Here is a 15,170-nt window from a genome sequence, read left to right on the forward strand (position 1 = left end):
GCGCCGCACGGCGGCACGGCCCACCGGGCCGGCTCACCGCCGCTCGGCGCCCTCGCCCTCCCGGTACCCGTCCCGCAGGCCCGCCCGGGCGCAGGCGCCGCCCGCCGCCGACACCTCGTCCAGCGGCGGACGCTCGGCGAGGATGTCCCGCGCGCGGGTGGCAGCGAGGTTGGTCGCGTACCAGGGCACGGGCTCCTCGGCCTGGGTCCGCATCAGCTCCAGCGCGCAGGTCCGGTAGTCCTTCGGCAGCCGGTCCAGGGCCGGGACGGCGTCGAGCGAGAGGTCCCGGACGTTGCGCAGGTCGATCTGCTGGGTCCGCTCGAAGCGGGCCACGTTCTGCTCGGCGATGATCGCGTCCGGCCCCATCAGTCCGTACACCGCGGCCGTCAGCATGCCGCTGAGCACCACGGCGCGCGGCAGCCAGGCCGCCGAGCGGACCAGCCCGGCCGTGATCAGCAGCAGGAAGACGACGCCCAGCCAGACCTCGACCACCAGCACCCAGAGCCGGAGCCTGGTCAGCCCGGAGGCGTCGACGTAGAACCACATCCGGCCGAGGGCCGAGGCGACCACGACGAGGGTGAGCAGGCAGAGCGCGCCGAGCAGGATGCGGACCAGCCGGCGGTCCGCCGCGGTGCCGCGCGGCGCCCAGCGCTTGGCGACGCCCACCACGACCAGGGTCAGCACGGTGACGGCGGTCAGCTGCCAGAAGCCCTGCCGGGCGTACTCGGAACGGCTCATCCCGGTGTTCCGCACGATCGAGTCCCGGCCGCCGAGCACCACCACGGCCTGGATCAGCGCGAAGGCGCCGAACATCAGGTTGAGCGCGACCAGCGGCAGCGCCCACTCCAGCCGGCCGCGCTCGCGGCCCGGCCGGACCACCGTGCGGTCCCAGCGGCGCGGGCCCGCCGCGATGTGGGCGAAGCCCAGCGCGACGACCGTGCCGAGGACGAACAGCACCGCGCGCAGCGGGAACTCACCCAGGTCCAGGTCCGGGATGAGCGCCTCCAGGACGTCGGCCATGGCGGCGTCGGCACTGGCGAACAGCGAGCCGAAGACGGCCAGCAGCACCCCGGCCACCAGGACCGCCTTCAGGACCGGGGCGACCCTGCCCCGGCCGGCCGGGCTGATGCGGCGCACGGCGGCGGCGGCCCACCCCAGACCGGGCACCAGCTGCCAGAGGATGCCGGGCAGCGCGAGCAGCACGCCCGCCCAGCGGCGTCCGCCGTGCAGCGCGAGCGAGGCCAGGCCAAGGGCGCAGAGCGTCGACAGCATCGTCGGCCAGCCGGCGTCGGAGAGTGCCGGGACGGCGAGCAGGGCGAGCGCCAGCGCGCTCCAGAGCAGCGTCCAGCCGCGCACCCGGCGACCGGCCGAGCGGGCCGCCAGGCCGGCCCCGACGGCGGCGGCCACGCCGCAGATCAGCAGGTTGACGCCGAGTCCGCGGTTCACCAGCAGGGAGACCAGCAGGCCGGTCACCAGGGCGGCCGCGAGCACCCGGGGCGTCGCCGGGGCCTTGGGGCCCGGGTCGCTGGGGCGCAGCCACGAGAAGGGCGACGGGACGGGGCGGCCCGGCGCGCGGTAGGGGTTCGTGCCGTCGGCCGCCCCCGGCCAGGACGCGCCGGGAGCGGCCGGGCCGGGAGCGGACTCGGCATGCTGGGGGCCCGCCTGCTGCCCCGGGCCGCCGGGAGCGCGGTACGGGTCGGATCCGGACGGTCCGCCGGCCGGGGCGGGTGTGGAGTGACCGGGCATGAGTTCCCCCTCGAAGGGTCTGCGGGCATGCGGAAGCAGCCCACGGGGCAGTCCGCCGGCAGGCGCCTGGGCGCCGCGACTGACGCCGACTGTAGACCATTCTGAACAGGTTCAAAAAACCCCGGGCGCCTCCGTCACAAGGCTGTGACAGAGGCGCCCCGGGGGCGCCGTGCCGCGGGTGCGGGCGGGTCGGGCCGTCAGTAGGAGCCGTAGAGCGAGTACCGCAGCGTGTCCTTCACCGCCGGTCCGAACTCAGCCGGCCAGGTGCCGAAGGGCACCACCGCGTTGCTGTAGGCGCCCGAGCCGGTCGGGCCGGTGGAGTAGTTCATGTTGTTGACCGAAGCACCCGTCCCGTTGCTGTTGTAGACCAGCCAGTACGCGGTGTCGGCGCTCAGCGTGAGCCCGACCGGGAGCGTGTTCCAGGCGTTGGCGGTCAGCGTGCCGCTGCCGGTCGCCGCGACCAGGGTGCCCGGCGAGCCGCCCGCGTCGGTGTAGACCGCCAGCTGGTACTGGTTGTTCGGCGCCGCGCTGACCGGGCCGGTGTGCACGCTCAGCGCGGTGAGCGGCACCGGGGACGCCCCGGTGGTGACCCGGCTGCCGTTGAGGTGGTGGGAGTCGGTGTCGTCGATCAGCGAGCCCACCACCGTGTTGCCGAGCGTCCTGGGCGGCGCTCCCCCGGTGGTGAAGGAGATCGCGTACGGGCTCGCCAGGGCGTTGCCGGAGGTGTCCCGCACCCCCTGGACGCTCGCGGTGTAACCGGTGGTCAGCGCCAGGGGGGCGCTCGGCGTGAAGACCACGCCGTTGGCGGCGCCGTCGTACGCCACCGAGCCGGCCACGGCGGCGCCGGCGGCGGTCCGCAGGGTGACCGTGGAGGCCGTCACGCTCGCCTGGTCCAGCGGCTCGCCGAACGAGAAGCGCACCGCCGTCCCCGCCGCCACCCCGGTGGCACCGCCGGCCGGGGTCGTCCCGGTGACGGCGGGCGGGGTGGTGTCGCGGCCGTACGAAGCCGTGTAGGAGCCGACCGCCCCGTCGAAGAACGCGTACGCCACGCCCTTGACCGTCTCGATCCGGTACGGGACGCTCCGGCCGCCCGAGGAGATGCCGGTCAGCGTGCCGGAGGCGGCGGAGACGGGCAGCATCGCCCGCAGCCCGTTGGCCCCGCCGGTGATGTCGAAGGTCAGGCTGCCGCCGTTCCAGGCCAGCTTGGTGAACGCCGAGCCGTTGCGCCCGTCCAGCCAGGTGAGCATCTGCCGCCCGGAGACCACCGGGACGCCGCGCGCCTTCGCGGCGGTGATGATCGCGTCCGAGGCGGCGGAGGCCGCGAAGTCGGTGTGGATGTTGGCGGTCAGCGCCGCGTAGTAGCCCGTGCCGCCGTAGGCGGCGTCGAGCAGCGTGGTGATGGTGCCGGGGTAGGACTGGCCGGACTCGTCGGTCAGCTGGGTGGTGGCCTGGTACTCGTCGATCACGCTGCCGTCGGTGTCGGCGAAGCGCATGATCTGACCGGTGCCGTTGAAGTAACCGGGGCGGTCCTTGGTGAAGTTGGAGGGGTAGAAGTAGTAGTCGGTGTCGAGCCGGATGCCGTTGGCCAGCTTGGTCTTCGCCTGCGTCGCCCAGTCGTCCCACTCCACGCAGTGCGTACGGCTGCTCGAAGGGTTCGGCAGCGAGGGGTACTTGGCCCGCCAGCTGGACAACTGGTCGGCGTAGTAGCCCTGCAGGGCGGAGGCGCTGCCCCAGGGACGGCAGTTGGTGGTGACGTGGACGCCCACCTCGAAGCCCTGGTCGGTGTAGGCCTGCGCCTGCGCCGGGGTCAGCGGATCGTCGGTGTAGATGTACGAGGAGCCGCGCACGCACTCCCAGTTGGCGACGCTGCAGCCGGGCGGGCTCTGCGCCGTGTAGCCGTCCCAGCGGCCCGCCGTGCCGCCGACGCCGTGGTCGTCCCCGGTCATCACCACCACGGCCTTGACGTCGCGCGGGAAGTACCAGAAGCGCGGCAGCGGCTTGCGGGCGGAGTCGAGCAGGGTGATCAGGTTGGCCAGCAGCCGCTGCTGCTCGTCGGCGATCGGGATCAGCACCTTGTCCAGGTCGTTCCAGTCCGGCCGGCCTCCGGTACCGAAGAACATCTCGGAGGCCTCGTAGCCGTCCGTGCCGTCCCGCTGCTGGCCGGCCCAGGCCGCGTTGCCCTGCCGGGTCTGCACCACCGACCTGGCCAGGTCGTAGCTGAAGGCGGCGGCCCGCCCGCTGCCGGCCGTCCGCAGCGTGACCGCCGGGTTGGCGGTCGCGGTGGCGGCGTCGGCGTACAGGGCGGCGACGGTGGTGGCGCCGTTGAGCGCGTAGAGGTCGGCGGCGCCGTGGTAGCCCATGGTGTCGCCGGTGATCCCGGCGCCGGGGGCCGCGGAGGTGTCCACCTTGAGGTAGGCGTCCGCGCGGGTACCGGCGGTGGGGGTCAGGCCGAACAGCGGCGCGAGCTGCTTGTCGGGGCGCATCGCCACCAGCCGGCCGCCGCCGTCGGTCCAGGTGGTGAACAGCGCGGCCTGCGCCGCGGTGAGCGGCATCTCGCCCAGCAGCACCACGTCGGCGGAGGCCAGCACCGAGCCGGTCACCGCCGAGATGTCCACCGTGCGGTAGTCGTTGAGGCCCTCCGCCTTGAGGATCTCGGCCAGGTAGCGGGTGTACGGGTTGGCCTGGCTGGTCACCAGCAGGATCGGACCCTCGGCGCCCGGGCCGGCACCCGGCGGCGGGGTCGGCGGGGTCTGCTCCGCGGTGTAGGTCGCGTAGATCGAGAAGCTGAGACCGCTGGACGTCACCGCGCCGAAGTCGGCGGGCCAACTGCCGAACGCCCGGCCGCCGTTGCCGTACACGCTGGTACCGCCGGGGCTGTAGCGCAGGTTGTTGACGGCGGCGCTGCCGCCGTTGCTGTTGTAGGCCAGCCAGTACGCGGTGTTCGCGGTGAGGTCAGCCGTCAGCGGCACGGTGTTCCAGCTGTCGGCGGTGAGCGTCGCCGTGGCGCTGCCGGCCAGCAGTGCGCCCGGGCTGCCCCCGTTGTCGCGGTAGAGCGCCGCCTGGAACCGGTTGTTCGGCGCCGCGTCCACCGCGCCCACGTAGACGCTGACGCTGCTGACCGTACCGCCGGCCGCGCCGGTGACGTACCGGGACGCGTTGAGGTGGTTCGAGTCTCCGGAATCGGTGGACGGACCGACCGCCGTACTGCCCAGGGTCACCGTGGCGGCCGCCGCCGGAGCGGCCGCCGGGCCGGCGACCACCGCCACGGCGGTGGTGAGGGCGGCCAGCAGGCCCCCGAGCCTGCCACGCCTTCCGACGCCCGCGCGAATGCCTGTACCTGCCATGACCGCCCCCCACGCACCTCGGCCAACTGCCCCTATCGGTGTACCGGTTCGGCGCCGGCCGTGTCCACGGAACCGCCACATCCCGTGCCGATCGGGACTATCCCTTGACCGAACCGGCCAGCAGGCCGCGGACGAAGTACCGCTGGAGGCCGAAGAAGACCGCCAGGGGGATGACGATCGACAGGAACGCGCCGGCCGTGAGCAGCTCCCAGCGGCCGCCGAAGGAGCCGGAGAGCTGGGCCAACCGCACGGTCATCGGCGCCACTTCGGGCGTTCCCCCGGCGAAGGTCAGCGCGACCAGCAGGTCGTTCCAGACCCAGAGGAACTGGAAGATGGCGAACGAGGCCAGCGCCGGCGTGCAGAGCGGCAGCACGATCGACCGGAAGATCTTGAAGTGCGAGGCGCCGTCCACTACCGCCGCCTCCATCAGGTCCCGCGGCAGCTGGGCGATGAAGTTGTGCAGCAGGAAGATCGCCAGCGGCAGCGCGAACATGGTGTGCGCGAGCCAGACCGGCGCGTAGGTGCCCTTGAAGTCCACCGCCGGGACGACGGTCAGCGAACCCAGGTGCGCGCCGCCGGAGAAGAGCCGCAGCAGCGGGATCAGCGCCATCTGGATCGGCACCACCTGGAGCGCGAACACCACGAAGAACACCGTGTCGCTGCCCCGGAACCGCACCCAGGCCAGGCCGTACGCGGCCATCGCGGCCAGCACCAGCGGGAAGAGCGTCGCCGGCACACTGATCGCCAGCGAGTTGACCAGGAAGGGCATCAGGCCGGTGGAGACGCCGGAGCCGCCCTCGAACAGCACGGTGTGGTAGTTGGAGAGGCCGAGGTCCGGGTGGAGGAAGACGTTCCACCAGCCGTCGGCGGTGACGTCCTGCTTGGGCCGCAGCGAGGTGGCGAGCAGCCCGAGGGTCGGGACGGTCCACAGCACCGTCACCGCGATCACGAAGACCGAGGAGAGCGGGCTGGTGAACGCCTGCCGGACCGGGCCCCGGCGCCCGTCCGGCAGCCGGCGCCCGCCCCGCCGGCCCGCGCGCGACGGTCGCCGGTCACCGGTCGGACGCCGGCCGCCCGTGGCCGGACGCTCGCCGGTCGGACGCCGGCCCGTGGTCAGACGGTGCTCGCTCATCGGACTCCGCGCTCCTTCCGCAGCTGGAGGATGTTGTAGGCCACCAGGGGCAGCACCGCGAGGAAGAGGATCACCGCGAGCGCGCTGCCCCGCCCGGTGTTGAACTGCACGAAGGACTGCGAGTACATCTCGTTGGCCAGCACCTGGGTACCGAAGTTGCCGCCGGTCATGGTGCGGACGATGTCGAAGGCCTTGAGCGTGGTGATCATGACCGTGGTGAGCACGACCACCACCGTGGTGCGGATCATCGGCACCGTGACGTACCAGAACAGCCGCGCCCCGCCCGCCCCGTCCAGCCGGGCCGCCTCGGTGACCTCGTCCGGGATCGCCTTGATCGCCGCCGAGAGGACGACCATCGCGAAGCCGGTCTGCACCCAGACCATCACCGCCATCAGCAGGAAGGTGTTGAGCGGCTGGGAGAGCATCCAGTTCGGCGGGTGCTCCCAGCCCAGCGTGATGGCGAGCTGGCTGAGCAGGCCGATCTGCGACTGGGCGGCGTCGCGGGACTCGTAAACGAACTTGAAGATGATCGAGGCGCCGACCAGCGAGATGGCCATCGGCATGAAGATCAGCGACTTGTAGACCGCCTGGCCGCGCATCCGATCCACCAGCAGCGCCAGCACCAGCCCCAGACCGGTGGCCGCGAGCGGCGCCACCACCAGCCACAGCAGGGTGGTGACCAGGATCTTCTGGACCGAGTCGGTGGTGAACGCCCAGCCGAAGTTCTCGCCGCCCACGAAGCGGCTGCTGTCGTCGTTGTAGAGGCTCAGGTAGACGGTGCGGACCAGCGGGGCGACCAGGCCGACGAGCAGCAGCAGGACGGCCGGGCCGAGGAAGACCCCGACGGCCAGCGGGCGGGCGATCCGGCCGGAGGCCCGGCCGGCCACCAGGAAGACCAGCAGCAGGATGCCCAGGAAACCGGCGACGGCGCCGAAGCTGTTGCCGAACTTGACGGCGGCGTCGCCCCAGGCGCCGTCGGCGAGCGCGGTGGCGGTGAGGGACATGGCTGCGCGTCCTTTCCCTGCCACGGGCAGGAAGGAGGGGCGGGCGGTGCGGGTGGGTGGCCCCGCACCGCCCTCGACAGGTGGTCCTTGGCGGTGGGAGACCGCTACCGGGGCCGGGCCGCGGTAGCGGTCGGACCCGTTACTGCGGCCAGGCCGCGTCGATATCGGCGGCGGTCTTCTGGATGGACTGGCCCTCGGCGAACCAGGCGGTCAGCGACTTCCACTCCTGCCCGGCGCCGACCGCGGCCGGCATCAGGTCCGAGCCGTCGAACCGGAAGGTCGCCGCCGGGTCGGTGAGCGCGTCGGCGGAGAGCCGGTCGATCGGATCGGTGTACAGGCTCTTGTCCACGCCCTGGTTGGCGGAGACCCAGCCGGTGGCGGTCTTCACCCGGCTGCTCGCCCAGTCCGGGCTGGACAGGTAGTTCTGCACGGCCTGCACCTCGGGTCGGCTCGCGAACGCCGTCACGAACTCCCCACCGCCCTCGACCGGGCTGGCCACCTGCGGGTTCACGGCCGGCAGGCGGAAGGCGAAGATGTCGCCGTCCGGGCCGACCTTGGTGTCCTTGGGCCACTGCGCCTTGTAGAAGGACGCCTGCTGGAGCATGAGGCACTTGCCGGTGAGGACCGGGGCCCCCGCGTCCTGGAAGGTCGTGGTGGCGATCGACTTCACGTCGCCGTACCCGCCGTTGACCCAGGCGGGGTTCTGCATCCAGTCCGCCACGGTCCGCATCGCGGTGGTGATCTTCTCGTCGGAGAACTTCACCTGGTGGTTCACCCACTGGTCGTACACCTCGCCGCCGTACGAGCCCAGCACCACCTCCTCCAGCCAGTCGGTGGCCGGCCAGCCGGTGGCCGTCCCGGAGGCGATCCCGCCGCACCACGGCTTCGCGGTACCGGCCTTGGCGATCCGGTCGCTGAGCGCCATCAGGTCGGCCCAGGACTGCGGCACCTCGTAGCCGGCCTGCTTGAAGGCCTTGGGCGAGTACCAGACCAGGGACTTCATGTTGGCGCTCATCGGCGCCGCGTAGAAGGTGCCGTTGACCGAGCCGTAGGTCTTCCAGACCGGGCTCCACTTGTCCTGGTTGGTGACGGTCTGCGCGGGGGGCTTGGCCACCTTGCCGCTCTTGACCATCTGGGCCAGCAGGCCGGGCTGCGGGATGATCGCGAAGTCCGGGGCGTTGCCGCCGGTCACCCGGACCGGCAGCTGGGACTCGAAGTCGTTGGAGCCCTCGTAACTGATCTTGATACCCGTGCACTTGGCGAACTCGGCCCAGGACTTCTCCAGGTTGTCCGACTCCGGGCTGAGGATCGACGCGAAGACCGTCACCGTGGTGCCGGAATGCCCGGCGTACGGCTGGTACTTGGCGCAGTCACCGGCCAGGGTCTCGCCCCCGCCGCCCGAACCGCCGCCGGAGCTCGAACTGTTGGAGCAGGCCGCGGTCAGGGCCAGCGCCGCCAGCAGGGCGGGCACGGCGACCAGACGGCGGGACCTCGCGGACGGCGTGGTCGGGGTGGGGGTCAATGCGGTCCTCCTCGCCAGGGCGCACGAGCGCCGGCAGTACGACAGAACGACATTGCGCTGTACCGGAGATCGACATGGACGCGGCGGGCCGCCGGTTTGACGACGTTAACGCAGCAGCCCCCCTCCGCCAAGGTCCGCGTTCGACCTTCATCGGCACGTGCCCCAGTTGTGACCCGGAGATCCGCCCCGCCCGCCGGCCGGTTCCCCGTCCGGGCGGACGGGGAACCGGCCGGCGCCGGGCGTGCTCAGAAGAGCCGGACCGGCAGCTCCCGCAGCGAGTTGACCACCAGCGAGGGGCTCGGCCGCAGGTCCTCGTCGGGCACCGCCAGGGACAGCTCCGGGAACCGCTCGAACAGCGCCGGCAGCGCGACCCCCGCCTCCAGCCGGGCCAGCGGCGAGCCCGGGCAGACGTGCGGACCGTGGCCGAAGGAGAGATGACGGCTCGGGTCCCTGGTGATGTCGAACAGCTCGGCCGTCACCCCATGCTGGGCGGGATCCCGGCCGATCGCGTTGTAGGAGATCAGCACCGGCTCGCCGCGCGGGATCACGACCTCGCCGACCTCGATGGACTCGGCGGCGAACCGGAACAGGAAGTTGCTGGTCGGCGGCGTCCACCGGAGCGACTCCTCGACCACCGCGTCCCAGGACACCGTGCCGGCCCGGACCAGCTCCAGCTGGTCCGGGTGGGCGAGCAGCGCCCGGACGGCGTTGCCGATCAGGTTCACCGTGGTCTCGTGGCCCGCCGCGATGATCACCCGCAGGGTGGCCGCCGCCTCCGCGTCGCTCAGCGCCCCGCCCTCGGCGTCCGCCGCCAGCAGCGCACTGGCCAGATCGTCACCGGGCTCCGAACGGCGCTTCGCCACCAACTCGTTCACGAAGGCGTTCAGCCCGGCGATGGTCGCCTGGATGCCGTCGGGGTTGGGCCGGATGCCGAAGAACTCCTCGTAGAGCCCCCGCAGCAGGGCGTGGTCGGACTCCGGAACGCCCAGCAGCGAACAGATCACCGTCATCGGCAGCGGGAAGGCGAAGACCGACTTGAGGTCCACCACCCGCTCCCCCGCGGCCAGGACGTCCAGCAGGCCGTCGGTGATCTCCCGCACCCGGGGGCGCATCAGCTCCACCCGGCGCGGCGTGAACGCCTGCGCCACCAGCGTCCGCAGCCGCCGGTGCCGGGCGCCGTCGGTGGTCACCATGCTCGGGCCGGGCACGGCCAGGCCGATCAGCGGCCACGTCTTCGGCACGTCGCCGCGCTGGTAGGCCGCCCAGTGCGCGGCGTCCTTCACCAGCCGGGGGTCGGTCAGCAGGTCGCGCGCGGCCGCGTGCCGCGTCACCGCCCAGGCGGCGACGCCGCCGGGCAGCTCCACCGCCACCGCCGGGCCGGCGGCGCGCAGCAGCGCGCCCTCGGCGGCGTTGTCGCGCGCCAGCGGGTCGAGGGCTATCGGGGCGGTCATCGGCACAACTCTCCTTGGCTTCCTGATTCCTGTCCGGTGGTCCTGCCGGCGGGTTCCGGCGCCTCGCTGCCGGGCCGCGACGGGAGTCCGGGGTGCGGATTCCGGGGTGGGGATTCCGGGGTACGGGTCCGGGGTGCGGGTTCCGGCGGGCGCGGCGGGCCCGGGGCCGCGCGGCCCCGGGTGTCAGACCGCGTAGCCCGGGGTGAACGACACCGGCAGTGCCACCAGCCCGCGCACCCACGCCGACGGCCGCCACACCAGCGCGTGCTCGGCCACCGCCAGCCGGAGGTCCGGCAGGCGGTCCAGCAGCACCTCGATCGCCGTGGTGGCGATCACCTCGGCCGCCTCCTGCGCCGGGAACGGGCACCCGTGCTCGCCGTAGGAGTAGCTCATGTGCGCCCGGTTTCCCTCCGCCGGGCTGCCGTCGGCCTGCCGCACCGCCGGGTCCGCGTTCGCCCCCGCGAAGCCGAGCAGCAGCATGTCCCCCGCGGCGATCCGCTGGCCGCCGAGCTGGGTGTCCCGGACCGCCCAGCGCCCGGCGAAGATCTGCGTCGGGGTGTCCTCCCAGAGCGCCTCGTTCAGGGCCTGGTTGATGCTGCGCCGGCCGCCGGAGAGCGAGGCGGCGAAGCGCTCGTCGGTGAGCATCAGCCGCAGCGCGTTGGAGATCCAGTACGAGCACGGCTGGTGGCCGGCGATCAGCAGGACGCGCAGGTCCCGCATCACCTCGTCGTGGTCCAGGCCCGCCTCGTGCAGCAGCATCCGCGAGGCCAGGTCGTCGGACGGCCGCTCGGCCTTCTCCCGGACCAGGTCGAGCATCACGCCGAGCAGCCGCTGCGCGCCGGCCGGGGCGTCCGCCCCGCCGTCCAGCATCGCCAGCAGCCCGTCGATCAGGACGGGCGCCTGCTCCTCGCTCAGTCCGAGCAGCCGGCAGAGCACCAGCAGCGGCATCCGGTGCGCGTACTCGGCGACCAGCTCGGCCTCACCGCGCCCGGCGAACCCGTCGATCAGCCGGTCGGCGATCTCCTCGCAGTGCTTGCGCAGCTCGTACGGGTCGACGGCGGCCAGCGCGTCTGTGACGGCCCGCGAGCGGCGGACGTGCTCCTCCCCCTCGGCGTACAGGATCGACGGCACCGGCGCCATCATCGGCTTCAGCGGCCAGTCCTCGGGGATGCTCTCCCAGGCGTTCCAGCGGGTCGAGTCCCGGCCGAACAACTGCGGCTGGCCGGTCACCAGTTGCAGCTCCCGGTAGCCGATGACCAGCCAGGCGGGGACACCCCCGGCGAGCTCGACCGGAGCCACCGGACCGTGCGCGGCCCGCAGCTCGCGGTACAGCTGGGACGGGTCGGTCTGGAAGCGCGGCCCGTACAGCGGGGTGGCGCCGGCGTGCGCCGGGCAGCCCGGCGGCGGGGTGGCGGCGGGCTCGGTCACGGGGTGCTCTCCTCGTACGGGGACGGGTGGGTGGCGCCGGCGACAGCGCCAGCGGACACGGCAACCGGGGCAACCGGGGCGGCCGGGGCGGCCTCCGGACGGGCGGCCGGACCGCTGCCGGCCTCCACCCGGGCGGCCAGGTGCCGGACCAGCTCGATCAGGACCTGCTTGCTCGACTCCCGGTCGCGCGCGTCGCAGTCCACCAGCGGCACCTCGGCGGGCAGGTCGAGCGCCGCGCGCACCTGCTCCAGGCTGTGGCTCGGGTCGCCGAAGTTGTTGCGGGCCACGATGAACGGCGTGCCGTGGTGTTCGAGCCGGTCGATGGCGTACCAGGACTCCTCCAGCCGCCGGGTGTCCACCAGGACGACCGCGCCGAGCGCCCCGCTGAACAGGCGGTCCCAGAGGAACCAGAAGCGCTCCTGCCCGGGCGCGCCGAACAGGTACAGCACCTGGCTCGCGGAGAGCGTGATCCGGCCGAAGTCGAACGCGACCGTGGTGGAGCGCTTGCCCCAGGAGCCCGTGGGGTCGTCGATGCCCTCGCCCGCCTTGGTCATGGTCTCCTCGGTGTTCAGCGGACGGATTTCGCTGACCGCACCGACCAGGGTGGTCTTGCCGACGCCGAACCCGCCGACCACGACGATCTTCAGCGCGTTGTCGGCGGTACCGCGCAGCGGGGTGCGCCGGGGCCCGGGGGCCTCAGAGCTGTTGGAGTCCATGCAACACCTGCTTCAGCGTGTCGAGATCGGGCAGCCGGGCCTTGTTGGGGGCGAACCGGGGGTGCCTGGCGGTGACCGCCCCGGACTCCAGCAGGTCCCCGAGGAGGATCTTCACCGCCGAGACCGGCAGCGCCAGCTCGGCGGCGACCTCCACGACGGCGGTCGGGGCCGCGCACATCCGCAGGATGCGGGCGTGCTCCGACTGCATGCCCGGGTCCGGCTCCCGCTCGGCGACGATCAGGGTGACCAGGTCGAAGGCGTTCTCCGGGGAACGGCTGCGGCCGCGGGTGATGGTGTAGAGGCGGTCCGGGTCGTCGTCACGGCCCGGCAGGACCGGCCGCCCGCTCATACCCGGGCGCTCTCTTGGACCGCCGCGTCCGTATCCGCCCCGATGCCCGCGTCGTCGCGGGCCGGAGCACTGAGGTGGACGCCGATCTGCTCGATCAGACCGTGCATGTTGTGGCCGACCACGCCCACGTCCGCCTCGTCGTCGGTGACCACGGCGAGGTGGGCGCCCTCGCCGGCCGCCACGATGCAGAGGATGCCGCCGTGGAACTCGGTCATCGACTGCCGCACGCCGCCGCTGCCGTCGCCGAACTCGATCGAGGCGCCGTGCGCCAGGCTCTGCATCCCGGAGGCGATCGCGGCCAGCTGGTCGGCCTGATCGGCGCCGAGTCCGGCGGTGTGGCAGAGCCTGAGGCCGTCGGCCGAGAGCACCAGGGCGTGCCGGGCGCCGGGGGTGGCGGTCAGCAGGTTCTCCAACAGCCAGTCGAGGTCACGGTCGATAACGCTGCTCATCAGGAGTCCTTCTCGGTGACGGGGGAGGCGTCGGGCGTGGTGTCCGTGGTCGGTGCGGTCGGCGTGGTGTCCGTGGTCCTTGCGGGGGGCGTGGCCGGCGTGGGGGTCGCGGCCGGTGCGGGAGTCGCGGCCGGTGCGGGGTTCGGGGTCGGTGCGGGGGTCGGTGCGGGGGTCGTGGCCGGTGCGCTGCCGTTCCCGGCCTGCTGGGCGGCGCGCCGGAAGGCGCCGAACCGGGCGGCGGCGCTCACCGCGTCGGCACGGACGGACTTGGCGGCCGGAGCCGGTGCCGCGGTGGTGGTACCGGTGGCGGCGAGCGTCTGCCCGCGGCGGCGCTGCGGCAGACCGCTGTCGGCGACCTCCACCGGCACCGCGCCGAACGACGGCGCCGGGGCGGACGAGGTCGCCGGAGCGGACGACGGCGCGGCGGCGGGCCTGGCCGGCGGCAGCGCCGGCGGGCCGGCGGGCGTGAGCGCCAGGCGCGACGGCGCGGGCGCCGTCGCCCGGGCCGGGGCGGGCGCCGGAGCGGGCGCCGGCGCGGCGTGCGTCACCAGCTGCTGCGGGATGAGCATCACCACCCCCGTTCCACCGCGCGCCGACGGCCGGAAGGAGATCTGCAACCCGTACTTGCGGGCCAGCGCGCCGACCACCGCGAGGCCGAGCCGCGTCCCCGCGGTGAGCGTGGTGAGGTCCAGGGGCTCGGCGGAGACGGCCCGCTCGGCCCGGCGCAGCCAGCTCTCGCTCAGCCCGAGGCCGCTGTCCTCGACGGTGACCGCCAGCCCGGCCGGCACCTCCTCGACGTAGACGTGCACCTCGGCCGGCGGGGCGGAGAAGTTGGTGGCGTTGTCCAGCAGTTCGGCCAGCGCGTGCATCACGCCCTCGGCGGCGAACCCGGCCACGGCCGCCGTGCTGGCGTTGTGCAGCCGGACCCGCTGGTAGGCGCCGATCCGGCCGAGCGCCCCGCGCAGCACCGACTCCACCGCGATCGGCTTGGCCCAGCGCCGGCCCGAGCGGGCGCCGGTGAGCACGGCGATGCTGTCGGCCATCCGGCCGGCCTGGGCCGTGGAGTGGTCCAGTCGCAGCAGGTCGCCGAGGACCTCCTCGTCGTGCCGGTGCTGCATCTCGCGCAGCTCGGCGTGCATGCTCGTGGCGAGTGCCTGGACCCGCCCGGCGGCGGTCGCGCAGACCGCGAGGGCGGCGGCCCGTAGCCGCTCGCCCCGGCCGATCTCCTCGGCGAGGGCCCGCAGCAGCGCGTACTGGGGGTGCGTGCGGTGCGCCGCGAGCGCGCTGTCCACGGACGCGCCGTCCCGGAGCTTCTTCACCACCTCGGGCAGGACGGACCCGGCCAGCCGGTCCAGTGCGGCTCGCTCCGCCCGCTCGGCCTCCAGTTCGGTCCGCACCCGGGCCAGCTCGGCCTGCGCGGCCAGCACCTCGGCCTCGGCGTCCGCCTGCGCGGTCCGGGCCACCTCCCGCGCCGTGTCGGCGGCGGCGGCCCGCTCGCGGGCGCTCGCCCCGGCGGCGTCGGCCGCGGCGGTCAGCGCGCGCGCCGCCCCGGTCTCCTCCCGCTGCGCAGCGAGCTCCTCCGCCAGTCGGCGGGCGCGCTCGGTGGCGGTCGCCGCCAGTCCGACCGCGATCAGCCAGAGCACCGCGACCGCGCAGACCGCGGCCACGGTCAGCGGCTGGTGCGCCGACAGGGCCCGGCCCGCGGCCACCGGGGCGGCGACGCCCGCCAGCAGTACGGCCGCCGCGGTGAGGGCCGCGGTGCGCGGGGCCGGGCGTCGGCGCGCCGTGCCGTCGGGGCTGGTGCGTTCTCTCATCGATGCGGTCCTCGGCAGCGGCGGGCGTCGACGGGCGGACGCCGACAGCGGGGGCAGGCGAACGCGCGACCGCCCGGCCGACGTAGTGAAACGTCTCCGGGCGGCTGATCGGTTCACGCTTTCGGCCGATCATATCCATTCAGCTCCTGCCCTCAATGGGCAAGTTGACGGCCAGTATCATTCGTTCACGGCTCGTGCACCGATTGGCGACCTCA

The 15,170-nt window shown here is 73.7% G+C and carries 11 protein-coding genes; all 11 read right to left on the minus strand.

The genetic code is table 11. From position 1 onward, the window contains the following. Nucleotides 1–33: 33 nt before the first annotated feature. Complete coding sequence (locus tag ACIF6L_RS31075; RefSeq protein ID WP_396490828.1) at nt 34–1,746, minus strand: DUF4153 domain-containing protein; 1,713 nt, start codon at nt 1,744–1,746, stop codon at nt 34–36. Nucleotides 1,747–1,943: 197 nt separating this feature from the next. Further along, entirely contained in the window at nt 1,944–5,090 is a 3,147-nt protein-coding gene (locus tag ACIF6L_RS31080) for an Ig-like domain-containing protein (RefSeq protein ID WP_396490827.1), read from the minus strand. Nucleotides 5,091–5,187: 97 nt separating this feature from the next. Further along, nucleotides 5,188–6,222: a carbohydrate ABC transporter permease gene (locus ACIF6L_RS31085; protein WP_396490826.1), complete on the minus strand. Its 1,035-nt coding sequence runs from the start codon at nt 6,220–6,222 to the stop codon at nt 5,188–5,190. After that, nucleotides 6,219–7,226 carry a sugar ABC transporter permease gene (locus ACIF6L_RS31090; RefSeq protein WP_359806465.1) on the minus strand — a complete coding sequence of 336 codons (1,008 nt, stop codon included), beginning with the start codon at nt 7,224–7,226 and terminating at the stop codon, nt 6,219–6,221. The genes ACIF6L_RS31085 and ACIF6L_RS31090 overlap by 4 nt, the downstream gene beginning before the upstream one ends. A gap of 139 nt (nt 7,227–7,365) precedes the next feature. Then, entirely contained in the window at nt 7,366–8,748 is a 1,383-nt protein-coding gene (locus ACIF6L_RS31095; protein ID WP_359806468.1) for an ABC transporter substrate-binding protein, read from the minus strand. Between the two features lie 245 nt (nt 8,749–8,993). Further along, nucleotides 8,994–10,199: a cytochrome P450 gene (locus ACIF6L_RS31100; protein ID WP_329489847.1), complete on the minus strand. Its 1,206-nt coding sequence runs from the start codon at nt 10,197–10,199 to the stop codon at nt 8,994–8,996. Nucleotides 10,200–10,382: 183 nt separating this feature from the next. Continuing rightward, on the minus strand, nt 10,383–11,627 hold the full coding sequence (locus ACIF6L_RS31105) for a cytochrome P450 (RefSeq protein WP_329489846.1): 1,245 nt from the start codon (nt 11,625–11,627) through the stop codon (nt 10,383–10,385). Then, nucleotides 11,624–12,343 carry a GTP-binding protein gene (locus tag ACIF6L_RS31110; protein ID WP_396490825.1) on the minus strand — a complete coding sequence of 240 codons (720 nt, stop codon included), beginning with the start codon at nt 12,341–12,343 and terminating at the stop codon, nt 11,624–11,626. Before ACIF6L_RS31110 ends, ACIF6L_RS31105 begins: the two co-directional genes overlap by 4 nt. Further along, nucleotides 12,324–12,692 (minus strand): DUF742 domain-containing protein, encoded by a 369-nt coding sequence (locus ACIF6L_RS31115; RefSeq protein WP_396490824.1) that lies wholly within the window; start codon nt 12,690–12,692, stop codon nt 12,324–12,326. Before ACIF6L_RS31115 ends, ACIF6L_RS31110 begins: the two co-directional genes overlap by 20 nt. Next, on the minus strand, nt 12,689–13,141 hold the full coding sequence (locus tag ACIF6L_RS31120; protein WP_396490823.1) for a roadblock/LC7 domain-containing protein: 453 nt from the start codon (nt 13,139–13,141) through the stop codon (nt 12,689–12,691). Before ACIF6L_RS31120 ends, ACIF6L_RS31115 begins: the two co-directional genes overlap by 4 nt. Next, complete coding sequence (locus ACIF6L_RS31125; protein ID WP_396490822.1) at nt 13,141–14,955, minus strand: sensor histidine kinase; 1,815 nt, start codon at nt 14,953–14,955, stop codon at nt 13,141–13,143. The genes ACIF6L_RS31120 and ACIF6L_RS31125 overlap by 1 nt, the downstream gene beginning before the upstream one ends. Nucleotides 14,956–15,170: the final 215 nt, after the last annotated feature.

This window comes from Kitasatospora sp. NPDC086009 (assembly GCF_044540385.1).
Classification (GTDB): Bacteria; Actinomycetota; Actinomycetes; order Streptomycetales; family Streptomycetaceae; genus Kitasatospora.